This is a genomic window from Streptomyces phaeolivaceus (genome assembly GCF_009184865.1).
Lineage (GTDB): Bacteria > Actinomycetota > Actinomycetes > Streptomycetales > Streptomycetaceae > Streptomyces > Streptomyces phaeolivaceus.
In genome coordinates, this window is sequence record NZ_CP045096.1 from 6,042,273 (window position 1) to 6,068,903 (window position 26,631).

The window sequence follows — 26,631 nt, forward strand, 5'->3', positions numbered from 1 at the left end:
GAGAGAGAAGGCGATCGGTCACCTGCGCCGGCCCCGGTGGGGTCAGCCCCAGGACGGGCGCTTCCTCAGCACCTCGTAGTGGTCAAGGCATTGCTCGTAGGTGGGGAGCATCCCCCGGGCGACCGCCTCGGTCAGAGTGGGCGCCGCGGCGTCCTTCTCCGACATGATGGGTGGCTCGGTGAGGCCCCAGGGGATGCCGATGTCGGGGTCCAGCGGATTGACCTCGATCATCGTTCCCGGGACGTAGGCCTCCGAGCACAGGTAGTTCATGCACGCGTCGTCGGTGAGCGAGAGGAACGCATGGCCGATGCCGTCGGCCAGGTAGACCGCGGTGCCGGACTCCTCGTCCTGGGGCGTGGTGTCGAACATTCCGAACGTGGGGGATCCGATCCGCAGATCCACCGCGACGTCCAGCACCGCACCCCGCACGCACGTGACCAGCTTGGCCTGTCCGGGCGGCAGCGCGGTGCTGTGGATGCCGCGCATTGTGCCGCGGCAGCTGGCGGAGTAGTTGGCTTGGCCGACGACGAACGGATACCCGATGACGTCGGTCAGGACCTCGGCGCGGAACGCTTCGAAGAAGTGGCCACGGCGGTCCAGCTTCTTGTCCGGCACGATCCGGTACGCATCCCGGATCGACATTTCGGTGATTTCCGCCGCACGAAACATATCCGACCAGTCTCCGAAGGGTTGTGGCTTGGGTTGGCCCGGCCGAGGGAACCGCCGCCGCTCAGCACAGGCTGTGCAGGCATGTCAGAAGGGACCGGGCCTCGACATTGAGGTAGTGACCGTGGCGGAGCAGGTCAGTCAGCTGACGCACCGTCATCCAGCAGAAGCCGGGGGGCACATCGAGAGGGAAGTCCTCCCCCACCTCGGCTATCTGGTACCGGGTGAGCGCGTGGTGGAAGCGGCCGCCCTCCTCCGACAACAGGTGGTCGTACCGCATTCGCGCGCCGCCGCCGGGGGCCAGGGACTCGCGCAGGAAGGACTCCCGGACGTCGGACATGTCCGAGCCGGGGTGCAGGTGCACGGTGGGCGCCATCTCCACGAGATCCATCAGTCCGTACTCGGGCTGCGCCCGGACCAGCAGGTGGATCACTCCGTTGATGGGCCGGACGACGAACACCGCCCGGCCCTCACCACGCGGGTACAGCAGGGGCTGCGTCCAGCGGGTGACCTCCCGGGTCCCGGCGGCGACCTCGACCGCGACGATGCGGAAGTGCCGCTCCTCGTCGTCCGTGATCTGCCACTCGTCCCGCGACCAGCCGGGTACGTCGGTCATCGGCACCAGCCGGGCGGTCCACTCGCACCGGGTCTTCGCCTCGGTGAACCAGCTCAGGATCTCGCTCGCCGTGTGCAGCGCGCGCCGACCGGCGTCCTGGTACTGGTACGAGCGGACGAGGGCGTCCCGGAAGGCATCACCGCTCTCGGCCTCCGCCTCGTCGGGCAGGGCGAAAGGCATGCAGGACAGCACCGTGCGGGCGTCCATGTTGACCATGTTGTCCTCATGGGTCAGCTCGCGGATCTGGGCCAGGGTCAGCCAGCAGAAGTCCTCGTGCAGAGGGACGTCGCCGGTGGCCAGGACGACCATGTTGCGGTTGCGTTTGCGCCAGAACCAGGCGCCCTGCTCCGACTGGAGCACATCGACGAGCACCTGACAGCGGCCCGGCCCGACGAAGTACTCCAGGTACCGGGTGCCGGCTCCGCGGTGCACCTGGGTGTAGTTGCTGCGCGTCGCCTGCACCGTCGGAGACAGCTGGATGGTGTTGACGTTCCCGGGTTCCATCTTCGCCTGCATGAGGCAGTGCAGGACGCCGTCGAACTCCTTGACGACGATGCCGAGGATCCCGATCTCCGGCTGGTTGATGACCGGCTGTGACCAGGTCTCCGCACCGTTCTCGCGGACCCGCAGTCCCTCGATCGTGAAGAACCGTCCGCTGGCGTGCCCGAGGTTGCCGGTGCCCGGCTCGAAAGCCCAGGAGTCCAGACGCGCGAAGGGGATCCGCTTCACCGAGAACCCGCCGGCCTCGCGCCGGTCGGCCCACCACCGGTGGAACTCGCCGGTGGACATGCGACCCTGGCCGCCGACCGATCCGCGGAGGTCTCCTCCATGCGGATCGGGCTCCGCGACTCGCTTCATGAACGGCTCGCCTTCGTCAAAGTTTTGCCAGGACGTCGCGCACCTTGTCGATGACACGATCCTGCTCACCGTCCGTCAGTGACGGGTACATGGGCAGGGAGAAGATCTCGTCGGCCACCCGGCTGGTCACCGGAAGGGAACCCTCCGGATAGCCGAGGTACGCGAAGCCCTTCTGCGTGTGCACCGGCCACGGATAGCTGATGTTCAGCACGATGTCGTGGGCCTTGAGCGCTTCGATGATCTGGTTCCGCCGGGGGTGGCGCACCACGTAGACGTAGTACACGTGCTCGTTGCCGGGCGCCGTGGCCGGCGTGACGAGGTCGGTACCCGCGAAAGCCTCCGCGTACCGTGCGGCGATGGCCCGCCGTCGCCCGACGTAGTCGTCGAGCCGCGTCAGTTTGCGGCGGAGGATCTCGGCCTGCACCTCGTCGAGCCGGCTGTTGTAGCTCGGCGTCTCGATGACGAAGTACCGCTCCTCCATGCCGTAGAAGCGCAGCCGGCGCAGGTTCGCGTCGATCCCGGCGTCGCTGGTCACCGTGGCACCGGCGTCACCGAAGGCTCCCAGTACCTTGGTCGGGTAGAACGAGAATGCCGCCGCCTTGCCCATCGAGCCGGCGATGCGGCCGTGGTGGCGAGCGCCGTGCGCCTGGGCGCAGTCCTCGAGAATGACCAGGTCGTGCTTGGCCGCCAGGGCCTCCAGCGGCGCCATGTCCACGCACTGGCCGTAGAGGTGGACCGGTAGCAGGCAGCGGGTCCGCGGGGTGATCGCGGCGGCCACCTGGTCGACCTCCATGAGGTAGGTCGCCGGGTCGACATCGACGAACACCGGCGTCGCGCCGACGGCGTTGATCGCCACGACGGTGGGCGCCGCCGTGTTCGAGACCGTGATCACCTCGTCGCCCGGGCCGATACCCAGGGCACGCAGGCCGAGCACGATGGCATTCGTGCCATTGTCGACACCGACGCAATGCGCGGCGCCGTGATAGGCGGCGAACTCCCGCTCGAAGGAGCGGACACTCTCACCGAGCACCAACTGCCCGGAGCTGAACACCGTTTCCACGGCGTCGATGATGTCCGCGCGCTCCTTCTCGTACTCTGGCAGATAACCCCACACGTGCTGGGTCATATCGGCACGTCACCTCCACTGAATCGCCGTCAGGAATCATGAAGTAGGCCATGAAGAATGGGCGGCCCCAACCGGGTCAGACGATCTGCTTCAGGAGATCGACACCCTGGATGTCCCAGTCCTCGCGGTGGATCGCGAAGACATGGACGTCCCACAGCCGGCCGTGGAAATAGGTGTGATCGGGAAGCACGGCCTCGGCGCGGACGAGGGGCGCGAACTCGTCATCGAAGCCGATGGCGGCGACGTCCGGGGAGCTGCGGTGAAGATACACCTTGCGCGTGCGCCACATCGCGAAGGCGAAGTTGGCGGTCAGCGCGTGCACGTCACGGGTGAGCTCTTCGGCCGACTCCGTGGACAGATGGACCTCCATCCGCAGGTGACCGGCCGACGTCGGGCTGGAAAGAGTGCTGAGCCCGACGACCTCGCCTGTGCCCTTGTGGTGGACCAGGAAGCATGCCGACAGGCCTTCACCGAATGAGCGCACATAGGAGTCGATCACGGGTAGCCCGGCGGCACCGAGCCGGAACAGGATCTCGTACGCCTGCGTCGCGTCCGTCGCACCTGCCGGGCGCAGCTCGACCTGCCTGGACCCGGTATGGGGGAACAGCATGGAACACCGTCCTCGTTTCGCTGTGAGTTTTTCGTCGCACGGCGGCCACAGCGGAGCGGCCCGTAATTCCGATGCGGTGGGAATGGAGTCGACAAAATCATTAGATCCGGGCAGAAGTTAGTGACGCGGACAACGGGCAGTCAAGCGCCGCCCGGAAAATCCGCGGTTCAGGAAAGGTGGACTGTCTCGCCGGCGGGACACCGTGCGGAACGACCCCCAACTCTGTTGACCGGCAACCGAAGCCGTGGTTACGGTCCTTCCGCCCCGGTGGAAGAATTCAGTGGTGCAATTCATGACCGACTCTGCCGGGAAGGCCCGGCCGGTCGATCAACAGGAACGTTTGGGAGAAATCATGTCGGATGAAGAAGCCGCTACGGCCATCGACCCGATACTGGTCGACAGAATGACGGAGGTCATTCGCCAGACGGCCATTGCCATCTGTGCCGAGCAGCCTGATGTCCCCGAGCCGCAGGATCTGAGCGATCTCGATTCCTTCTCTGTGGTGCAGGTGCTGCTCGACCTGGAGAACGAGCTCGACGTGAAGCTCCTGGAGGAGCTCGAAGGCTTCCGAGGGAAGACCTTCCGGGAGATATCCGAGTACATCGTCGACATCGCGGACCGGAAGGAGATCCTGCCCGATTTCACGAAGTCCGTGGACCGCGTCTGGGACGACAAGGGCGCGGATGCCGCACTTGAGCACCACTGAGGGAATCCTTTCTGCCGTCGGCGGTACTCCGCTGGTACGGCTGAGCCGTCTCTTCCCGGACTCTCCCGCCCGCTTCCACGCCAAGCTGGAGGGACTGAATCCCGGCGGCAGCGGCAAGGACCGGGCGGCCACCGGCATGGTGGTGGGTGCCATGGAGATCGGCCGGCTCGTACCCGGCAAGTCGACGGTGATCGAGTCGAGTTCGGGAAATCTCGGCATCGGACTCGCACAGGTGTGCAGACTGTATGGCATCCGGTTCGTTTGTGTGGTCGACCCGAAGACGACCGCACAGAACATCAGCATCCTCCGCGCCTACGGCGCCGAGGTCGACGTCGTCACCACGCCGGACAACGCCCAGGGGGACTTCCTCTCCGCGCGCATCCGACGGGTGCGCGAGTTGCTGCACGACATCCCGCACTCGTTCTGGCCCGACCAGTACGCGAACGAGCTCAACGCGAAGGCCCAGACGCGGGTCATGCAGGAGATCACCGAGCAACTGGACGGCTCCGTCGACCACCTCCTCGTGGCGACGGGCAGCTGCGGGACGATCAATGGCTGCGTGCAGTACATCACCGAGCACGGGCTAGCGACCCGCGTCGTGGCGGTGGACGCCGAGGGCAGTGCCATCTTCGGGCAGCCGGGCTGCTCCCGGCTCGTCCCCGGCCACGGCGCGGCGATCAGGCCGGGACTGCACTACGACGGAATCGCCCATTCCGTCATGCGTATGACCGACCAGGACTGTGTGGTCGGCTGCCGGCGACTGGCGGGAGTCGAGGCGATCCTGGCCGGGGGCTCGTCCGGGGCGCTTGTCAGCGCGGCCGCCCGGCTCGCCGATGAACTACCGGACGGCGCCAACTGCGTGCTGGTGCTGCCGGACCGGGGCGAGCGCTACCTGGACACCATCTACTCCGACGCGTGGGTCGAAGCGCACTTCGGTGACATCCGATATCTCTGGAAGGAGCAGGCAGAGTGCTGATTCTCCGCCGCAGCGACGTCACCTCCATCTTGGACCGATCGCACGAGGACGTGATCCGAACCGTCCGGGACGCCTACGTCGCCCACGCACGGAAGCAGACGTCGGTGCCACAGTCGGTCTTCCTGCGGTTCCCCGACGACGCACGGAACCGGATCATCGCGCTGCCCGCCTACGTCGGCGGCGAGCGCCCGGTCGCCGGCGTCAAGTGGATCGCGTCGTTCCCCGGCAACGTCGCACGGGGGGCAGAGCGTGCCTCCGCGGCCATCCTGCTCAACTCGATGACGGACGGGCAGCCGGTGGCCCTGGTCGAGGGCTCGGTCATCTCCGCCCGCCGTACGGCGGCCGGCGCCGCACTGGCCGCCGCGACGCTCACCGAGGCGGCAGGATCAGCCGCCCGCACAGGTGTCTCCCTCATCGGCTGCGGAGTGATCAACCACGAGGTGCTGAGCTTCCTCCGGGTGCAGTTGCCGGAGCTGAACCGGGTCACGCTCTTCGACCTCGACGCGGAGCGGACACGGGCCTTCGGGGCCACGGTGCGGGCGACCTGGCCCGGGCTGACGGTCGAGACCGCCGACAGCATCGACGCCGCGTTCGCCGCGCACCGGATCGTCTCCCTGGCCACCACCGCGAGCACGCCGCACATCACAACGGACGCCTGCCGTCCGGGCACGGTCGTCCTGCACCTGTCGTTGCGCGACCTGACTCCCGCATCCCTCCTCACCGCCACCAACGTCGTCGACGACGCCGACCATGTCTGCCGCGCCTCCACCTCGCTCGACCTGGCCGAACAGATGGTCGGCGATCGACAGTTCATCGCCGCGGAGATCGGCGACGTGCTGGCCGGGGCGGCGACGGCACCGCACGACCCCGACGGCGTCACCGTCTTCTCACCGTTCGGCCTGGGGGCCCTCGACGCCGCGTTGGCCGCCCACGTGGTCGACACGGCCGAGGCTCTCGGCATGGGCATCGAGCTGCGGGACTTCACAACCGACCGCAGCGGCACCGGCGCCTGACGCCGAGGCCGCCGCACCGCACATCCGCACTGTCAGCTGGAGGAGAGCACATGTCGTCCGACGAGACGTATCTGGTCGTGATGAACCACGAGGAGCAGTACTCCATCTGGGCAGCCGACCGGGAGATGCCGGCCGGCTGGCGCGCCGAGGGCACCTCGGGGACCCGGGAGGCCTGCCTCGACCACATCGAGCGCGTCTGGACAGACATGCGCCCCCTGAGCCTGCGCCGGCGCATGGCCGACGAGCGCGTTGCCGAGTCAGGTGGGCGATGAGCGGTCCCACACCGAACATGACCGACTCGGCAGCAGACGGTGCCGGTTCCGTCACACCGGACGCCCTCCAGCGCCCGAAGTGGTCTCCGGAGCGGCTCGACCCGGCCCCGGGCACGCACGTCACCTCTGCGGCCACCCGGCTGCGCGGGACGCTCGACGAGTCGGTGCTCGCGACCGCGGTGGCCGACACGCTGCGACATCACCCGGAGATCAGCACCCGGTGGGCCGACGGGGACGGCGTACCCGTGCTCCTCACCAACCCGCGCTCGGAGCAGGACGACCTGGCGCGCGCCGACATCCACACGACCGAGACGGCGCGCGCCTGTGAGGAGTTCCTGCCCACGCTGACAGCCTCCCTCAAGCCGCGCTCGTTCGCCGCGGCGCTGATCGCGCTCGGGCCCGACGACCACGTCCTGCTCCTGGTCCTGCACGAGACGGTCCGCGGGATCAACGCCGCCGGGCTCATCACCGAGATCGGCGCCCGCTACGGCGTGGCCGCACCGGACGGTGGCCACGCCGCGGACGCAGCCCCCGCTCCGGCCGACCGGCCGGACGAGGCGTGGCTCGACCTGCTGACGTCCACCCCCGCGGCCGAGGCTCCGGCCGATCGGCCACGCGCCCACGTCCGGCGACCGGCCGGCGCGAGAGTGCCCGTCGCCCTGCCGGCGGACCTTCCCGCGTCCACCGGTCGCCGACTCTCCGCAGTCCTCCTCGTCGCGGTCCACACGCTGCTGGCCCGCCACAGTGGCCAGTGGACCGGTGTCGTCGGCCTGCGCGAGGACGGCCGGACCGTCCCCGTACCCCTGAACCTGCCGCCGGGCTCGCCCTTCGACGACGCAGTGCGAGAGGCCTCCGACACGGTCGCAGCGGCGCACGGCGCCGACGGGGGATTCCTCGCCGGTCTCCTTTCGTCCGGGACCGATCTGTCCCGCAACCCGATGTTCGGCGTGCTCGTCGAGATCGCCGACGGAGTTTCCGCCACCCTCGGGACACACACTGCCGACCCGGTACGGCCGCGCACCGTGAACACCCGCCACGACCTCGTGGTGCGACTACTGCGAGACACGGACGGTCAGCTCGTCGGTGAACTCGAGTACCCCACATCCTTGTTCAGCGTCGAAGCCGCCGAGCGACTGGCCGAGGGGCTCGCGGAGCTGTGCCGCTCCGCCGTACGGAACCCGCTGTGCGCCATCGGTGATCTGGAGATCCTTCCGCCGGCCCGGAGAACAGCCGCCCTGCCCTTGCCACGGGCCACTGCCGTCCCGGTGCCCCAGACGCCGGCGTACGAGCTGATCGCGGCGCAGGCGGCGGCGACGCCGGACGCTGTCGCGGTGGAGGACGCCGACTGCTCATTGACCTACGCCGGGCTCATGGCGCTCAGCGATGCACTGGCCCGCCGGCTGTGCGCGCTCGGCGCCGGTCCCGGCGACCTGGTGGGCATCGCACTGCCGCGCGGAGTGGAACTCGTCGCGGCACTGCTCGGCGTGCAGCGCGCCGGCGCGGCGTACGTGCCGCTCGACCCCGGGCACCCCGCCGACCGGCTTTCCTTCGTGCTCGACGACTCCCGGGCCCGCTTCCTGGTCACCTCCGCCGCGGTGCGCGACGGGCTGCCCGCGACATCGGCCACCACGGTGCTGTTCGAGGACGTCGAGGTGGACGGCCCCGACCGGGAGCTCCATGTCACCGCGGACTTGGACGACACGGCTTACGTGATCTACACCTCCGGCTCGACGGGCCGGCCCAAGGGCGTGGTGGTGACCCACCGCGCTCTGGTCAACTTCCTGTGGTCGATGCGGGAGCGGCCGGGTCTGGCGCCCGGCGCGGTCTTCCCCGCAGTCACAACCGTCTCCTTCGACATCGCCGTCCTCGAGCTTTTCCTGCCGCTGCTGGTGGGTGGCCGCGTGGTCGTCGCCTCGCAGGCCGAGGCGCGGGACCCTGAGCGGCTCGCGACCCTGCTCGACCGCGTAGACGCGCGGGTGATGCAGGCCACACCGCTGACCTGGCGCCTGCTGCTCGACTCGGGTTGGACGCCGTCGGCGGACTTCACCGCCCTGTGCGGCGGCGAGAAGCTGCCTGAGGGGCTCGCCCGGCGGCTGTGTGCGAGAGGCGTACGGCTGTGGGACCTCTACGGCCCCACCGAGACCACGGTGTGGTCGTCGGTGGCCGCCATCGAGGACGGCGTGGTGCGTGACTTCGCCGCAGTGGCGAACACCACCCTCCACGTCCTCGACGAACGGCTGCGGCCGGTTCCCGTCGGCGGCCGCGGCGAGTTGTACATCGGCGGAGCCGGACTGGCAGCGGGCTATCTGCGCCGTCCCGCGCTGACCGCCGAACGGTTCGTGCCCAACCCCTATGACGGGTCCGGCGCCAGGCTGTACCGCACCGGCGACGTGGCTCGCCGCCACGCCGACGGCCGCATCGAGATCCTCGGCCGGACCGACCACCAGATCAAGATCCACGGTTTTCGGGTCGAACCCGGCGAGGTCGAGAGCGTCCTGGCTGCCCATTCCGCCGTACGGGACGCCGTGGTCCGCACCGTCGACGACCGGAACGGCGAGGCCCGACTGGTGGGTTACGTCGTCGGCGACGACGGCGCACCGCCCCCCGCCGACGAGCTCGCGCGGCACTGCGCGGCACTGCTGCCGCCGTACATGATCCCGTCGCGGTTCGTGCCGCTGAGCGCCTTCCCCACGACCCCCAACGGCAAGATCGACCGCGCCGCGCTGCCCGCCCCCTCCGCGCTGCCCGCCTCCGCTCCGCCGCGTGGCAGCACACTGAGCCGCAGGGAGCAGGCCGTCGCGGACGTACTGGCGGAGCTGCTCGATCGCCCGTTGACGGACCCGGACGACGACTTCTTCGCCCTCGGCGGCGACTCGCTGCTCGCCGCACGCGCCGTCGGCCGGCTGCGCGCCCTGTTCGGGGTCGGCCTTGGCGTCTCCGGGCTGTTCGAGGCCCGGACCATCGCCGGCATCACCGCTCGGCTGACCGCCGCCGACGACGACGAGGCGGCGCCGCTGATCCCCGCCACGGGCACAGGCCCGCGGACGCTGTCGTTCGCGCAGCGCCAGATGTGGCTGCTGCACCAGTTCGGCCCGGACGACACCGCCTATCTCGAGCCGCTCGCGGTCCGGTTGCCGGAGCCCTTCGACGCCGGCCGCCTGGAGCGTGCGCTGACCGCGCTGTTCGAGCGGCACGAGATCCTGCGCACGCGGTACGTGACGGACGACTCCGGAGAGCCGCTCCAGACGGTGGAACCGGCCGCGGCGATCCGGCCGGTCGTCGAGGACGGCGACCCCCAGGCGATCCTCGCCGAGGAACTGACGCGGCCGTTCGACCTGTCCGCAGGCCCGCCCGTCCGGGTCCGGGTCGTGCGTGCGCCTGACGGGGCGCACGTCGTGCTGCTCATCGCGCACCACATCGTGACCGACGATCGGTCCCACGAGGTGCTCACCGCAGACCTGCTGGCGGTCTATGGGAAGCAGCCCCTGCCGTCGTTGCCGGTGCGCTACTCCGACTACGCCCTCTGGCAGCGCAGCCGGATGACCGGCGCGCGGCTGGAGCGCGGACTGGAGTTCTGGCGCCGTCGGCTCGCCGGGCTGGAGCCGACCGAGCTCGAAACCGACCGGGTGCGGCCCGCCGTCCGCGTATCCCGGGGCGGCACCGTTCGGTTCGCCGTTCCGGCATCGGTCGTCCGGAGTCTGGAGGAGACCGGCCGACAGCGCCACGCGACTCCGTTCATCACGCTGCTCACGGGTTTCCTCGCGGCGCTGGGCCGCTACACCGGCCGGTCGGACCTCGCCATCGGCATGCCCGTCGCCGAGCGCGACCGGCCGGAGACCGAGAACCTCGTCGGCCTGTTCGTCAACACCGTGGTCATGCGGACCGATCTGGCGGGCCGACGGTCGTTCACGGACATGGTGGCCGCCGTACGGGACGCCGCCGTCGAGACATACGCCCACGCCGACGTGCCCTTCGAACTCGTGGTCGAGCACGTGGCACCGGAGCGGGACCTGTCCCGGAACCCGCTGGTCGGCATCCTGTTCGCAGTGCACGAGGACGGCGGTCCGGACCGGCTGATGTGTCCGGACCCACCCGGCGCCAAGTTCGACCTCGGCTGTCACCTGACCGCGCGCCCTGACGGCGGGCTGGACGGCAGGATCGAGTACGCGACGTCCCTCTTCGACCGCTCCACCGTCACTCGGTTCGCCGAGCACCTCCGGCGGCTGCTCGTCGCGGTGGCCGCCGAACCAGACGTGGCGGTGACGGATCTCGCGGCGCTCACCACCCCCGAGGCTCCCGCGGCACCCGCCGTACCGGCGAGCGGCGAAGAGCGCGCGACACTGCCCGAACTGTTCGCCTCCCGTGCGGCGGCCGCACCCGGCACCACCGTCACCGGGCACGGTCGTACCCTCGACTTCGCCGAGCTGGACGCCGCAGCCAACCGGCTGGCCCACCGGCTGCGCGAACTCGGCGCCCGGCGGGGCTCGTTCGTGGTCGTCCGGCTGCCCCAGACCGTCGACCTCGTCGTCGCGCTGCTCGCGGTGCTCAAGTCGGGCGCGGCCTACATCCCGCTCGATCCCGGGCACCCGGTTCAGCGGCTGACCGACGCGCTGGCGGACACGAACGCGCCCGTCGTCGTCGCCCTCACGGGCTCGCTGCCCGCGCCACCGCCCGGCACCAGGCTGCTCACGCCGGACGATCCGGCAGAGCAGGCCCGCCTCGCGGCCCTGCCGACGACGACACCCGACGACGGCCCGGACCCGGGCGACCCGGCCTACGCGGTCTACACCTCGGGCTCCACCGGACGCCCCAAGGCCGCCGTGGTCACCCACGGGGGCCTGGCCAACTACCTGCGCTGGGCGGCCGGAGAGCTGCCCCTCGACGCGGACGCCGGCTCGCCGGTGCACACCTCGCTCGCCTACGACCTCGCTCTGACCTCGCTCTACCCCGCGCTGGTCGCCGGTGCCCCGGTGGAGTTGCTCGACACCTCCGCTGGTGGAGTCGAGCCGCTGGCCACGGCGCTGGCCCGGGCACGCTCCACGAGCCCGTACGGCGTGGTCAAACTGACGCCGACCCACCTGGAGATGCTGCACGAGGTACTGCCTGCCGAGGTGTTCGCGGGCAGCGCGCGCAGCCTCGTCGTAGCCGGTGAGCAGTTGCGCGGGGAGCAGCTCGCCGGCTGGAGCTCCACCACGCCGACGACCCGCGTCGTCAACAGCTACGGCCCGAGCGAGACGTCCGTCGCCTGCTGCGTGCACGTCCTCCAGGCGGGTGAGGCCACCCCGGGGCCCGTGCCCATCGGCCGGCCGATCCCTGGCATGTACGTGCGCCTGCTCGACGAGGTTCTGCGGGAAGTGCCGGCCGGAGCGGTCGGCGAGATCCACGTGGGCGGCCTGGGCGTCGGCCTCGGCTACCTGAACCGCCCCGGCCTCACCGCCCGTTCCTTCGTGCCGGATCCCTACGCGACCGAGCCGGGAGCACGCCTGTACCGCACGGGCGACCTCGCCCGCCGACTGCCTGACGGCACCCTGCTCTTCCTCGGTCGGCGGGACCACCAGGTGAAGATCCGGGGCTTCCGGGTCGAGCCGGGCGAGGTCGAGGGCGTTCTGCGCACACACCCGGCCGTCCGGGCCGCCGTGGTGGTGGCCGACCTGACGGACTCGGGCAACACCCGGCTCGCCGCCCATGTCGTCGCCGACCCGTCACAGGTGACGGTGGCGGACCTTCGGGCACACCTCACCGAGAGGCTGGCCGCGCACCTCGTGCCGGATCTGTGGGAACTGCGCCATGAGCTGCCGCTGTTGCGCAACGGCAAGGTCGACCGCCGGGCGCTGCCCGCGTTGAGCGCGCCGACGGCCGTGCGGGAGGCCCACGTCGCCCCGGTCACTCCGGCGGAGCGGCTGGTCGCCGAGGTGTGGGCCGACGTGCTCGGTGTCGAGCGGGTCGGCCGCGACGACCGCTTCCTCGACCTCGGCGGGCAGTCCCTGCTCGCGATCCGGGTCGCGGCGCGGCTGCGGGATCGGCTTCCCGTACCGGTCTCGGTCCGCGACGTGTTCTCCGCGCAGACCGTCGCCGGGCTCGCCGAGCTCCTCGCCCGGCGCGCGCTGGCCCAGGTCACCGAGGTGTTCGGCGTCGCACCGCAGGAGGAGTCCGTCACCCCCGTGACCACCCCGGCGTCAGTGATCCCCCTGGGGCCGTCCATCCCCCTTGCCGACCGCTCCCGGCCGGTGCCGCTGTCCTTCGCACAGCGCCGCCTGTGGCTTCTGGACCAACTGAGTCCCGGCAGTACGGAGTACCTGGTCGCGACCGTGCTGCGGCTGCGCGGCCGGATCGACACCGACGCGCTGTCCGCGGCGCTGACCGCCCTGGTGAGGCGGCATGAGGTGCTGCGCACGCGGTACGTCGCCGAGGCCGGGCATGACCCCGTCCAGATCGTCGACGAGCCTCCGGTGATCCGGCTCGCGGCGGAGCACGCGGACGCCGGCACGGTGCTGCGCGAGGAACTGGACACACCGGTCGACCTGGCGACCGGGCCCGTGCTGCGGGCCCGTCTGGTGCGGGTCTCGGCCGAGGAACACGTGCTGGTGCTCGTGATCCACCACATCGCCGTCGACGCCTGGTCCATGGACGTCGTGGCCGCCGAGCTGGAGGCCGGGTACCGCGGCGAGCCGTCGTCTGAACCGACCGTGCAGTACGCCGACTTCGCCGTGTGGCAGCACGAGCGCCTGTCGGACGAGCCCATGGACGAGCTCCTGCGGTACTGGCGCGGGCAACTGGCGGGCCTGGACCCGACCGAGCTGCCCGCCGACCGGCCCCGGCCCGCCGTCCGCGACCCGCAGGGCGCGGTGCTCCGCTTCACCGTGCCGTCGGCGACGGCGGCGGCCCTCGGTGAACTGGCCGGCCGCGCCGGAGCCACGCCGTTCATGGTCGGCCTCACATCATTCTTGGTGCTGCTCGCCCGCTACAGCGGTCGCACGGACCTCGCCGTGGGCGTCCCGGTCTCCGGCCGCGGCGAAGAGCAGCTGGAGGACCTCATCGGGTTCTTCTCCAACACACTGGTGCTGCGTGCCGACTTGGCGGACGACCCCTCCTTCGGCGAACTGCTGGCCCGGGTCCGCGAGACCGTCGGGGACGCCTTCCTGCACGACGAGCTGCCGTTCGAGCGGCTGGTCGAGGAACTGGCGCCGCAGCGCGACCTGTCCCGCAACCCGCTCTTCCAGGTGCTGTTCACCTATCGGGACGGCATCACGCGCCATTTCCGGCTGCCAGGACTGGAGGTCGCCGCGGAGCCGGTTCCCTCGCGCACCGCCAAGTTTGACCTCACCCTCGAACTCACTCGCGATGGCGGCGGAGGCTTCACCGGAGAGATCGAGTACGCCACCGCGCTGTTCGACGAGGCGACCGTCGCGCGGCTGGCCCGGCACTACGTGAACCTGTTGGAGCAGGCGGTGGCGGCGCCGGACACCCCGGTGAGCCGACTGGAGATGCTCGACTCCGGCGAGCGGCACGCACTCACGCACGGGGCGGCGGGCGCGTTGCGGCCCCGGCCGGACGCAGGCCTCCCGGAACTCGTTGCCGAGCAGGCCGCACGCACGCCGGAGGCCACGGCGGTCGTGTGCGCAACCGGTCGGCTCACCTATCGAGAACTCGACCAGCGGGCGAATCGGCTGGCCCGGCACCTGCGTGCCGTCGGCATCGGCCGCGACGACGTGGTGGCCGTGTGCCTGCCTCGGCAGCCGGAACTGGCCGTAGCCCTGCTGGGTGTCCACAGGGCCGGGGCGGCGTACCTCCCCCTCGATGGGAACCACCCGCAGGAGCGGCTGGCCTGGATGGTCGAGGACGCGCGGGCCCGCTTGGTGATCGTGGCGGACGCGTCGTCCCCGGCGGCCGGGCTCGGCACGCCCGTGCTGGACCTCGTGGCGGAAGGCACCGTCATCGAAGCCCGGACGGGTGACGGGGCTCCGGTGGCCAGCGATCCGGACGCGACCGCGTACGTCATCTACACCTCCGGTTCCACCGGCCGGCCCAAGGGCGTGGCGGTACCGCACCGCGGAATCCGCAACCGCGTGCTGTGGGCGGTCGACCACCACGGGCTGTGCGCCGACGACCGGCTGCTGCAGAAGACGGCGCTCACGTTCGACGCCTCGGTCTGGGAGTTCTTCGGCCCGCTGGTCTCCGGCGGCACGGTCGTGCTGCCCCCGGAAGGCGTCGAGCGGGACCCGGCGGCGCTGATCGAGGAAGTGGTGCGGCACCGGGTCACCGTGCTGCAGGGCGTGCCGTCGTTCTACCGCGCGCTCGCGGACGAGACCGGTCTCGAACGCTGCACCTCGCTCCGGCTGCTCTTCTCCGCGGGCGAACCGCTGCCGAACGACCTCGCGAGCCGACTCTGCGCGAGGCTGGGCGCGGTCCTGGTGAACACCTACGGGCCGACGGAGAGCTCGATCGACGTCACCGCATGGACATTCCGGCCGGAGACCCCCGCACCGGACGGCATTGGGGTCGTACCGATCGGCCGCGCGCTCGACAACACCCGTACGGTGGTCTGCGCGCCCGGTGGCGGCATGGCCCCGGTCGGCGTCCCCGGTGAGTTGTACATCGCGGGCGAAGGACTGGCCAGGGGCTATCTCCACCGGCCCAGGCTGACAGCCGAACTCTTCGCACCGGACCCCTACGGACCGCCGGGCGCCCGCGCCTACCGGACCGGGGACGTGGTGCGGCGCCGGGCGGACGGCGTGCTGGAGTTCCTCGGCCGCACCGACCACCAGGTCAAGATCCGGGGCGTGCGCGTCGAGCCGGGTGAGGTCGAGGCCGTACTGGCCGCGCATCCCGAACTCGTCGACTGCGTCGTGGCCGCGCGGCCCGGACCGGACGGACTGCTCCGGCTCGTGGCCTACGCCGTACCGCGCACGGAGTTGCCCCCGCACCGGGAGCTGCGCGCCCACGTCTCCGCGCGGCTGCCGGAGTCCTACGTGCCCTCGGTCTTCGTCCCCCTCGACCGGATGCCACTCACCACCAGCGGCAAGGCGGATCGCGCCGCGCTGCCGGACCACGGGGACCTGCCGGACACCCGGGACGCCGTCCTGTCGCCACCCCGCACTCCACAGGAGAAGGTGGTCGCCGAGATCGTGGCCGAGGTGCTCGGGCTCGACGCCGTCGGGATCGACGACGACTTCTTCGAGCTGGGGGGCCACTCACTGCTCGCGGTGCGGGTCGCCGGGCGAGTGCGTGCCGCCTTCGGCGTGGCCGTCGGCGTGCGGGCGGTGTTCGAGGACCGCACCGTGGCCGCGCTGGCCGCGCGTGTGGCGTCCGGGGACGCGGTGGAGGAGACCACCGTGCCCACGGCCGTGACCCGCACCGGCCCGGCACCGCTGTCGTTCGCGCAACAGCGGCTGTGGTTCCTCGACCAGCTGGCACCCGGCAGCGTCCAGTACCACGTCACGCTCGCGCTGCGGCTCACCGGCCCGCTGGACATCGGTTCTCTGTCCGGAGCGCTCGGCGACCTGACGGTCCGTCATGACATTCTGCGGACCCGCTACGTGACCGGGGAGCACGGCGAGGCGGTCCAGGTCGTGGATCCGGCCCTTCCGGTGCGGTTGCCGGTCACCGAGCTGGGCGAGCTCGCCGACGAGAACGAACTGCCCGCGCTGCTGCGCTCGTTCGCGGAACGGCCGTTCGCCCTGGCCGAGGAGGTGCCCGTCCGTCCGTACCTGATCCGGCTGGGCGCCGAGGACCATGTCTTCCTGCTCGTCATGCACCACCTGGTCACCGACGCCTGGACCGAGGGCATCCTCGTTCGCGAGCTGTCGGGCTGCTACGAGGCCAGGTTGGCCGGACTGGTGCCGACGCCCGGGCCGCGGCCCCTGCAGTACGCCGACTACGCGGCCTGGCAGCGAGCGGCGCTCGCGGACGGGTCGGCGGACGCGGAGCTTGCGTACTGGCGGGAGCGGCTCGCCGGGTTCGAGTCACTGGAACTGCGTACCGACCGGCCCCGGCCGGGCGTGCGAACCGGCTTCGGCGCCACCCTGCGCGTCCCCCTCGGCGACGAGATCACCGGCCCGCTCCTCGCCCTGGGCCGACGGCATGGGGCAACCGCGTACATGACGTTCCTGAGCGTCTTCTACGCGCTGCTCCACCGCTACACCGGCGCCACCGACCTGACGATCGGCACGGCCGTCGCCGGCCGGGGCCGGCCGGAGCTGGAGGACGTGGCCGGATTCTTCGTGAACACGGTCTTGCTCCGTGTGGACGTCGGCGACGACCCCTCGGTGGCCGCCCTGATCGACCGCGTGCGGGACCGCACCCTCGACTCCTTCGCTCACGACGAGCTGCCGTTCGACCGGCTGGTCGAGGAACTGGCACCGCACCGCGAGCTGTCCCGGTCGCCGCTGACCGACATCATGTTCGGTCTGCGCGAGACGCCCGCGGTGGCGCCCCGGCTGGCGGGGCTCGGCGTCGAGCGCGTCGGCGTCGACCGGTCGACGGCCAAGTTCGACCTCATCCTGGGTGTCGCCGCCGTGACCGGCGGCGGCTACGAGCTGGAGCTGGAGTACGACACCGCGCTCTTCGACGAGGAGACGATACGACGGCTGGCGGGCCACTTCCGCCGCCTGGCCGCTTCCGCGGCGAGCGACTCCGGCCGACGGATCAGCGAGCTGGCGGTGCTGGACGACGCAGAGCGTCACCAGCTGCTGCGGGAATGGAACGACGTCCCGGCCGGTGCGCAGCGGGAGAGCCTGTACGAGGCCTTTGCCGCCCAGGCCGCCCGGACCCCCGACGCAGCCGCCGTGGAGGGGCCCGGTGAACGGCTCACGTACGCGGAACTGGCCGGGCGGGCCACCACCCTGGCGGCCCGGCTGCGCGCGGTCGGCGTGCGGCCCGAGACGCCGGTGGCGGTCTGCCTGGAGCGCTCGCCGTCCGCGGTGGTGGCACTGCTCGCCGTTGCCCGGGCGGGCGGGGTCTACGTACCGCTGGACGTCACCCAACCGCGGCAGCGCCTGACGCTGATGCTCGAGGACCTGCAGCCGGCCGCCGTGCTGACGGAACGCTGGCTCGAAGCGGGGCTCAGCGACGCGGCGACGCCCGTCGTGCTGGTGGACGACTCGGACGCGGACGCCGCGGACCCCGCTGTGGAGACGGTGCCCGGCGAGCCGTCCCGCCTCGCCTACATGATCTACACCTCGGGATCGACCGGCGTTCCCAAGGCCGTCATGGTCCCGCACGACGCGTGCGTGCATCACAGCCGCGTGCACGGCGCGAGGCACGACATGCGCCCGGGTGACCGTGTGCTGCTGCTCGCCGCACTCACCTTCGACCCGTCCATCGCGCAGATGGCCGCGCCTCTGCTGGTCGGCGCCACGGTGGTGGCCGGGCCGGGCGGCGTCGTGGCACCGCCGGACCTGCCGGACCTGCTCGCGGCAACCGGCGTGACGCACACGGCGCTGCCCGCCTCGTACTTCCGCGACATGATGGCGACCGTCGGGCACCGCGACCCCCGGCTCGCCGGGCTGCGCGTGGTGGCCGTGGGCGGCGAGGTGGTCACCCACCACGACATCCGGATGTGGCGGGAGAGCGGGCTGCCGGCGCACCTGCTGTGCGTGTACGGCCCCACCGAGACCACCGTGGCCTGTCTGACGCACACGGTGTCCGACGCCGAACTGACCGAGGCACCACCGGAGACCGCCGTGCCGATCGGCCGTCCGCTGCCGGGCACCCGGGCGTACGTGCTCGACGAGGCGTTCCGGCCGGTGCCCGTCGGGGTCGCCGGGGAGCTCTACGTCGGTGGTGTCCGGGTCAGCCGCGGTTACTTCCGGCAGCCCCGGACGACTGCGGAGCGGTTCGTACCCGACCCCTTCGGGGACGAAGCCGGAGGGCGTCTGTACCGCACCGGCGACCAGGCGCGCTTCCGGTCCGACGGCGTGATCGAGTTCCTCGGCCGCATCGACACCCAGGTCAAGCTGCGCGGCTTCCGGATCGAGCTCGGCGAGGTCGAGGCAGCGCTGGCCTCCCACCCCGCGCTCCGCGCTGCCGCGGCGGCGGTCCAGGAGGTCGCTCCCGGCGACCGTCGGCTGGTCGGCTACGTGGTGCCCCGGACCGGCCAGGCCCCGTCACCCACGGAACTGCGGGACTTCGTGGCCGACCGGGTCCCGGAGTACATGGTGCCGGACCTGTGGATGACGCTCGCCGAACTGCCGGTGAACGTGAGCCAGAAGGTGAACCGCAAGGCACTGCCGGTGCCGGAGCCCGACTCCGGCCTGGCCCTCGACGCGCCGGTCGCTCCGGCGGACGAGGTGGAAGAGGCGATCGCCGGAGCGTGGGCCGACGTCCTCGGCCTGGAGACGGTCGGCACCCAGTACGACTTCTTCCGGGTGGGCGGCCACTCGCTGCTGGCCACCCGCCTGATGGCCAGGCTGCGCGACCTCTTCGGCATCGACGTACCGCTGCGCCTGCTGTTCGAGGCCAGGACCGTCAGCGAACAGGCGCTGGCCTTGGAAAGGCTGGCCGAGGCCGAGGAGGACGCAGCCGCCGGCCCGAACGCCCCGATCGGACCAGAAGGACATGACGATGAACACTGACGAGCCGAAGCAGGTACCGGGCACGGGCGCACGGCTGCTCCGCGAGCGCCTGCGGCAGCGTGCCGCTCAGCCACCGTCGCGCGAGCAGGCCATCTCACCGATCCCGCGTGATCGTTCACTACCGCTCTCCTTCGCGCAGCAACGCCTGTGGGTGCTCGACCAGCTCCGTCCGGGCGGCACCGACTACCTCGTCCCGCTCACGCTCCGGCTGCGCGGCGACCTCTCCACCGTCGACCTGCCGGGTGCCGTCGGAGAACTCGTGCGTCGGCACGAGATCCTGCGGACCCGGTACGTCACCAACCCCGACGGCGAACCCGTCCAGGTCGTCGACGCGGCGTGCGAGGTCGCCGTCGCCTTCACCGACCTCGTTGGCGCCGACCCGGGCGAGCTGGACTCTCTACTGGAGAAGGAGACCACCCACCCGCTCGACCTGGCGGCCGGCCCGGTGCTGCGCGTACGGCTGATCAGACTGGCACCCGAGGAGCACATGCTGGTGATCCTGGTGCACCACATCGCGGTCGATGGCTGGTCCGGCAGCGTGATGCTGCGCGAGCTCACCGCGCTGTGCACAGGCCGGGAACTGCCCGCCCCCGCCCTGCAGTACGCCGATTTCGCCACGTGGCAGCGCGACCACTTCTCCGGCGAACGGCTGGCAGGGGACCTCGCCCACTGGACCCAGCGGCTGCGCGACCTGCCGACGCTGGAGCTGCCCCTCGACCGGCCGCGGCCGGCCACCTGGCAGCCCGCGGGCACGACAGTGCGCTTCGACATCCCGGCCGCGGTCGGCACCCAGGTCGCGTTGCTGGCCAAGCGGCACCAGGCGACCCCTTTCATGGTCTACCTGGCGGCGCTGTGGACGCTGCTGCACCGTTACACGGGGCAGACCGACTTCCCCGTCGCCACCCCGATCGCGGGCCGCACCCGCCCCGAGACCCACGACCTGCTCGGCATCTTCGTCAACCTGCTGGTGCTGCGCGCCGACGTCTCGGGTGACCCGACCTTCGCGGAACTGCTCGAGCGCGCCCGCAGCACCTCGCTCGACGCGTACACCCACCAGGACACGCCCTTCGAGCGGATCGTCGACGCGCTCGGTGTCGACCGCGACCTGTCGAAGCACCCCCTGGCCGGCGTCAACCTGACCCTGCAGAACAACGAGCGGATGCGTTTCGAGGCCGGAGCGGTGATCGGCGAGCCGATCGGACTCGCCGCCCACCAGGCGAAGTTCGACCTCAGCTGGACGCTGGAGGAGCACCCGGACGGCTCGGTGTCCGGCGAGGCCACCTTCCCTCACGCACTGCTCGACACCGAGACGGTGCGCCGCATGACCGCGCGCTACGTCCGCCTGCTCGGTGGCGCTGTGGCCGATCCCGGCCGACGGGTGGGCGAACTCCCGCTGCTGGACCGAGAGGAGCTGGCCCAGCTGGCGCGCCCGCCGGCCGTCTCCGCCCCGGCCGACGTCTGCCTGCACGAGCGGTTCGCCGCCGTGGCCCGGGAGCGGCCCGACACGGTCGCGGTGACGTGGGCGGGCGAGCACCTGACCTACGCCGAACTGGACACCCGGACCAGTCGGCTGGCCCACCGGCTGCGCGCGCGCGGCGTCGGCCGCGGCGACCTGGTCGGCATCTGCCTCCCCAGGAGCGCCGACATGGTGGTCGCGCTGCTCGCGGTGCTCAGAGCGGGTGCCGCCTACCTTCCGCTCGACCCCGACCAGCCGGCCGAGCGCATCGACTTCCTGGTCCGCGACGCCTCCGCCCGTGTGGTGATCACTCGGTCGGCGTTCTCCGGCAGGGTCGCCGGGGCGGGCGAGGCCGACCGGCTGCTGGTCCTCGACGCCCCCGGCGAAGCCGCCGCGCTCGCCGCGCTGCCGGCCGAGGCACCGAAGATCGATGCGCACCCCGACGATCTGGCCTACGCCATCTACACCTCCGGGTCGACCGGCACCCCCAAGGGCGTCCAGGTCACCCACGCCAACGTCGTTCGGCTGTTCACCGCGACCGACCGGGACTTCCGGTTCGGGCCCGACGACGTGTGGGCGCTGTTCCACTCGTACGCCTTCGACTTCTCCGTCTGGGAGATGTGGGGCGCACTGCTGTACGGCGGCCGACTCGTCGTCGTCCCCTACGAGGTGTCCCGCTCGCCGTGGGACCTCTCACGGCTGCTCGCCGACGAGGGCGTGACGGTGCTCAACCAGACGCCGTCGGCGTTCCGGTCGCTGACCGAGCTGGCCGCCCGCGGCGACAGCGTGCTCGACGGGCTTCGGCTGCGCCTGGTCGTCTTCGGCGGCGAAGCGCTCGACGTGGCCGCTCTGGCGCCGTGGTGGGACCGGTTCGGTGGCACCCGGCCACAGCTGGTCAACATGTACGGGATCACAGAGACGACCGTCCACGTCACCTACCGGCCGGTGGGCCCCGCCGACCTGGCCGGCGACCGCAGCCCGATCGGGCAGCCGATCCCCGACCTCGCGACGTACGTCCTCGACGAGCGGATGGCCCCTGTGCCCGTCGGTGTCCCCGGCGAACTCCACGTCGGCGGCGCCGGGGTCACCCGCGGCTACCTCGGCCGGCCCCGGCTCACGGCGGAACGCTTCGTGCCCGATCCGTTCGGTCCGCCGGGCGCTCGGCTCTACCGCTCCGGGGACAAGGCCCGGGTCCTGGCCGACGGCGAACTCGCCTTCGTTGGCCGGGCCGACGAGCAAGTGAAGATCCGCGGCTTCCGTATCGAGCTCGGCGAGGTACGCGCCTGCCTGTCCGGCCACCCCCGACTGGCCTCCGCGCTCGTCACCGTGCACGAGACCGCCGAGGGCGAACGGCACCTCGTCGCCTACGCCGTGCCCGCCGAGGGTGCCGCCGTGGGCGTGCCAGAGCTCCGTGCGTACGTCGCCGAGCGGCTGCCCGGCTACATGGTCCCGGCGTTCTTCGTGCTCCTGGAGCAGCTGCCGCTGACGGTGAGCGGCAAGACCGATCATGGGGCGCTGCCCGCGCCCGAGGGCACCGCTCAGGGCGACACGGAGGCGTACGTCGCCCCTCGCACCGACGAGGAACGGGCCGTGGCAGCGATCTGGGCCGGGGTTCTCGGCACCGAGCGGATCGGCCTGCACGACAACTTCTTCGCCGTCGGCGGGGACTCGATCCGCGCCGTGCGGCTGGTCGGCGCACTGCTGGAGGGCGGCCACAGGTACTCGGTGCAGGACCTCTTCCGGCACCAGACCGTCGCCGAGCTGCTCCGGCGGGGCCCCGCCGGACCGGCCGAGGCCGAGGAGGCCGGCATCGCCCCGTTCGCACTCGTCGGCGCGGAGGACCGGGCAAAGGTGCCGGACGGGGTCGTGGACGCCTACCCGATGGCACGCGTGCAGGCCGGCATGGCCTACGAACTGCTCGCCGACACGAGCCGAAACCTCTATCACAACGTCACCAGCTACCTGATCCGCGACACCGGAGCGTTCGACGTGTCGGCGCTGGCCGCGGCAGCCGACGCGCTGGTCGCGGCGCACGAGATCCTGCGCACATCGTTCGATCTGGCCAGCTTCTCCGAGCCGATGCAGCTGGTGCATGCCGAGGTGACCGTCCCCTTCGGCCACGAGGACCTGCGCGGGGAGCCTGCCGAGCGGCAGGCCGCCCTGCTGGCGCGGTTTCGCGACGAGGAGCGGGCCCGGGTCCTCGATATCTCCCGGGCGCCGCTGATCCGCCTTCACGCCCACCATGTGGCGGACAACCGCTGGTATCTCTCGCTCACCGAGAACCACGCGATCCTGGACGGCTGGAGCCACAACTCCATCGTCACGGAGCTGCTGGACCGCTACCGAGCGATCCGCGACGGCCTGCCCCAGCCGGACATCGGCAGCGGTCCCGTCCGCTACGCCGACTTCATCGCCCAGGAGCAGCGCAGCTTGGCGGGCACTGCCGACCGCGCGTTCTGGCGGGACCGACTCGGCAGCGCCGACCGGCTGGCGATCCCGGCAGCGTGGGCAGACCCGGACGGGCCCGAGACCTATGCCGTCGAGGTGCCGTTCCACGACATCGAAGACGGCCTGCGCCGCCTTGCCGAGCGGGCCGGAGCGTCACTCAAGAGTGTGCTGCTCGCCGCCCACATCAGCGTCTGGCGCATCGTCGGGGGAGACAAGCCCTTCTACTCGGGCGTGGTGGCGAACGGCCGTACCGAGGTGTCGGGCGGCGACCTGGTCCGCGGCATGTTTCTCAACCCGGTGCCGTTCCGCGCCCCCGCACAGGCCGCGACATGGCGCGAGCTGGTCGCAGCCGTGTTTGCCGAGGAGGTGGAGCTGTGGCCGCACCGCCGGTACCCGCTGCCGGAGATCCAGCGGGAGTTCGCGGGAAGAGGACGGCTGCTGGAGGTGGCCTTCAACTACCTCGACTTCCACGTGCTGGACCGGGAGATGGTGGACACCTCCGCCAGCACCGACGTCAGCCCGAACGAGTTCCCGCTGTGCGCGCTCACCCACCGCGGCAGGATGACGATCACGGCCAAGTCCGCCTGGGTCGGCCGTCGGCACGCCGAGCTGCTCGCCCGTATGTACCGCGCCGCGCTGGAGGCGATGGCCGCCGACCCCGAAGGCGACACGACGGCCTCACTGCTGCCCGCGGCGGACCGCGAGCGGCTGCTGGCCGAGGGGAACGACACGTGGGCGCCGAAGCCCGACCGGCACGTGCAGCAGAGCGTCGCCGCCCACGCGGAGCGGACGCCGCAGGCGGTGGCGGTGGAGTCGGCGAACGGCCGGCTGACCTACGGCGAGCTGCTGCAGCGCGCGAACGCGTGGGCGGCGCTGCTGCGCGGCGCCGGCGTGCGCGCCGAGGACCTCGTCGGCCTCTGCCTGCCGCGCGAACCGGACGCCGTCGCCGCGATGCTCGGCGTCCTGACCGTCGGCGCGGCGTACGTCCCGGTCGACCCGGAGCACCCGATCGACCGCATCACCGGCCTGCTGGAGGACGCCGGCGTCGCCGTCGTCATCGCCGACCCCGGCCTGGCGGCACGCCTGCCGGCCGGGACCACACCCGTCGTCGTACCGCAGCAGGTCAGGGATGAACCGGGCGAGCAGGAGGTCGCCGACACACGGGACGAGAGCCTGGTCTACGTGGTCCATACCTCCGGCTCGACGGGCCGTCCCAAGGGAGTCATGGCCCGGCACGGCGCCTTCGCCGACCGGGTCCGCACGATGGGTACCAACACCGCTCTGACCGATCGGGACGTGGTGATGCTCGTGCTTCCGCTCACCACGGACGTGGCACAGATGGCCGTCTTCTCCGCACTGGCCAACGGCGGGCGGCTGGTGCTCGCCGACGGCGACCTGGCGCGGGACCCGCAGTCGCTGGGCGAGCTGCTCGAAGACCGCGGCGCCACGTTCCTCCAGGCTTCGCCCACCACCTGGCGGATGCTGACCGAATCCGAGTGGACCCCGCCCCCGGGCTTCCGGGTGCTCTGCGGCGGCGAGGCGATGGACGCCGGGCTGACGAGACTGCTGTGCGCCACCGAGGCCCAGGTCTGGGACATGTACGGCCCGACGGAGGCAACGGTCTTCTGCTTCGGCACCCGTCTCGCCGCCGACGGCAGCCCGCAGTCCTGGGCGCCGGCGGCCAACACCCGGATACACCTCCTCGACGACCGGCTCGAGCCGGTTCCCGCCGGAGTACCGGGGCAGATCTTCGTCGCCGGTGACGGTCTGGCCCGCGGCTATCTCGGGCAGCCGGGGAGAACCGCGGAGGTGTTCCTGCCCGATCCCCACTCTCCATTCCCCGGAGGGCGGATCTACGCGACAGGTGACATCGGCAGGAGGGACCGGCACGGACGGGTGGAGGTCCTCGGCCGCGAGGACCTCCAGGTGAAGATCCGCGGCTTCCGCATCGAACTGGGCGAGATCGAGAAGACGCTCAGCGCGCACCCCGAGGTACGGGCCGCCGTGGTGCGGGCGGTGCCGGGCCCGCACCACGAGAAGCAGCTCGCCGCCTACGTGATCCCGCTCGGCGAAAGGACCGACGTCGCTGCCCTGCGCCAGCACGTCGGCCGCGTCCTCCCGGCGTACATGGTGCCGACCCACTTCGTGGTGACGGAGTCCTTCCCCCTCCTGGCGAACGGCAAGGTCGACCGGTCGGCGCTGCCCGCCCCCGACCCGGCGCTCCCCGCGGTGAGAACGGCTTCCACCACCCCGCAGGGGCCCGTGGAGCAGGCGATCGCACGGGTGTGGGGGGCCGAACTCGGCCGGGAACGGGTAGGCAGGGACGACGACTTCTTCGGGCTCGGCGGTCACTCGCTGCTCACGACACGGATCGTGGCCCGGCTGCGGAGGGAGCACGGCCTGGACGTGACGGTCAGGGAGTTCCTGCGGCACCGCACGGTACGCGAACTGGCGGCGGTCACCGAGGGCGCGTCCGGCCCGGCCTCCGCGGCGTCCCTGTGGCTCAGCGGTACCGGCACGCGGGAACCGCTGTTCTGTGTGCACCCTGGCGGAGGCAGCGCGCATTGGTACCGGGACCTCGCCGACGTACTCGCTCCGGAGCGACCCTTGGGGGCTTTCGAGTGGCCCGGCCTGTCCGGCGACCACGAGGCCGCGGGGAGCGTGGCGCAGGCTGCGACGACCTACCTCGCGCAGTTGCGTGCGGAGCGGCCGCGCGGCCCCTACACGATCCTCGGCTGGTGCGCGTCCAGCGGCATCGCCTGGGAGATGGCCCGGCGCCTGCACACGGAAGGGGAACGGCCGCGGCTGGTGCTCCTCGATCCCGTCGTCGACGCAACGGCGCACGACACGGAGCATCTGACCGGACGGCTGGAGTTCTTCCGCAGGGCCGAGCGGCAGCTGGGGGCCTTGCGCGAGCGGCCCGAGGCCCGGGAGATCCGCGAAGAGCTCCTGGCCTCGGTGGGCCGGGTGGTCGACAACGGCGAGGCCCGGCTCAAGGAGTTCGACCTCGATGGCGAGTGGCCCGACCGGCTCCGCTCCTGGCGGGAACTGTTGGAGGCACGCCTGGCCTACCGGTTCCCGCGCTATCCGGGACGCGTGGAGCTGGTCATGACCGACGACCTCGTGGCCGGTGACCACGAAGCGATCGAGGGCATGCGCCTGGACGGCTACGTGGACTGGTGGCGCGGGCTTGCGGACGGCGGGCTGGGCACCCACCGCGTGGCCGGCGGTCACTGGAGCGTGCTGCGTCCGCCGTACGTAGAGGAGTTGGCCGCCAGACTGGCCGTCATCATCGACAACACCGAGGAGTGA

The 26,631-nt window shown here is 71.5% G+C and carries 10 protein-coding genes; 6 read left to right on the top strand and 4 right to left on the bottom strand.

What is annotated here, in order from left to right; genetic code table 11:
* Positions 1–42 precede the first annotated feature (42 nt).
* The 4 genes from F9278_RS28195 to F9278_RS28210 form a co-directional block, all read right to left on the bottom strand.
* Entirely contained in the window at positions 43–642 is a 600-nt protein-coding gene (locus F9278_RS28195) for a dTDP-4-dehydrorhamnose 3,5-epimerase family protein (protein WP_152170817.1), read from the bottom strand.
* Between the two features lie 88 nt (positions 643–730).
* Complete coding sequence (locus F9278_RS28200) at positions 731–2,140, bottom strand: NDP-hexose 2,3-dehydratase family protein (RefSeq protein WP_152170818.1); 1,410 nt, start codon at positions 2,138–2,140, stop codon at positions 731–733.
* Between the two features lie 16 nt (positions 2,141–2,156).
* Positions 2,157–3,266, bottom strand: coding sequence for a DegT/DnrJ/EryC1/StrS family aminotransferase (locus tag F9278_RS28205; protein WP_152170819.1), 1,110 nt, complete (start codon positions 3,264–3,266; stop codon positions 2,157–2,159).
* A 76-nt stretch (positions 3,267–3,342) separates the two neighbouring features.
* Positions 3,343–3,876 (bottom strand): GNAT family N-acetyltransferase, encoded by a 534-nt coding sequence (locus tag F9278_RS28210; RefSeq protein WP_152170820.1) that lies wholly within the window; start codon positions 3,874–3,876, stop codon positions 3,343–3,345.
* A gap of 292 nt (positions 3,877–4,168) precedes the next feature.
* On the opposite strand from F9278_RS28210, the gene F9278_RS28215 reads away from it, so the two are divergent.
* Genes F9278_RS28215 through F9278_RS28240 form a run of 6 tightly spaced genes read left to right on the top strand, consistent with a single transcriptional unit; the run spans position 4,169 to position 26,631 of the window.
* Positions 4,169–4,582 carry a hypothetical protein gene (locus F9278_RS28215; RefSeq protein WP_152170821.1) on the top strand — a complete coding sequence of 138 codons (414 nt, stop codon included), beginning with the start codon at positions 4,169–4,171 and terminating at the stop codon, positions 4,580–4,582.
* Positions 4,560–5,558 carry a 2,3-diaminopropionate biosynthesis protein SbnA gene (gene sbnA / locus F9278_RS28220; protein WP_152170822.1) on the top strand — a complete coding sequence of 333 codons (999 nt, stop codon included), beginning with the start codon at positions 4,560–4,562 and terminating at the stop codon, positions 5,556–5,558. The genes F9278_RS28215 and sbnA overlap by 23 nt, the downstream gene beginning before the upstream one ends.
* A complete protein-coding gene (gene sbnB, locus F9278_RS28225; protein WP_152170823.1) occupies positions 5,552–6,571 on the top strand; it encodes a 2,3-diaminopropionate biosynthesis protein SbnB in 1,020 nt (339 codons plus the stop codon). Before sbnA ends, sbnB begins: the two co-directional genes overlap by 7 nt.
* Positions 6,572–6,621: 50 nt before the next feature.
* On the top strand, positions 6,622–6,843 hold the full coding sequence (locus F9278_RS28230) for an MbtH family protein (protein WP_152170824.1): 222 nt from the start codon (positions 6,622–6,624) through the stop codon (positions 6,841–6,843).
* Complete coding sequence (locus F9278_RS28235; protein WP_152170825.1) at positions 6,840–19,415, top strand: non-ribosomal peptide synthetase; 12,576 nt, start codon at positions 6,840–6,842, stop codon at positions 19,413–19,415. The genes F9278_RS28230 and F9278_RS28235 overlap by 4 nt, the downstream gene beginning before the upstream one ends.
* Positions 19,405–26,631, top strand: coding sequence for a non-ribosomal peptide synthetase (locus F9278_RS28240; RefSeq protein ID WP_152170827.1), 7,227 nt, complete (start codon positions 19,405–19,407; stop codon positions 26,629–26,631). The genes F9278_RS28235 and F9278_RS28240 overlap by 11 nt, the downstream gene beginning before the upstream one ends.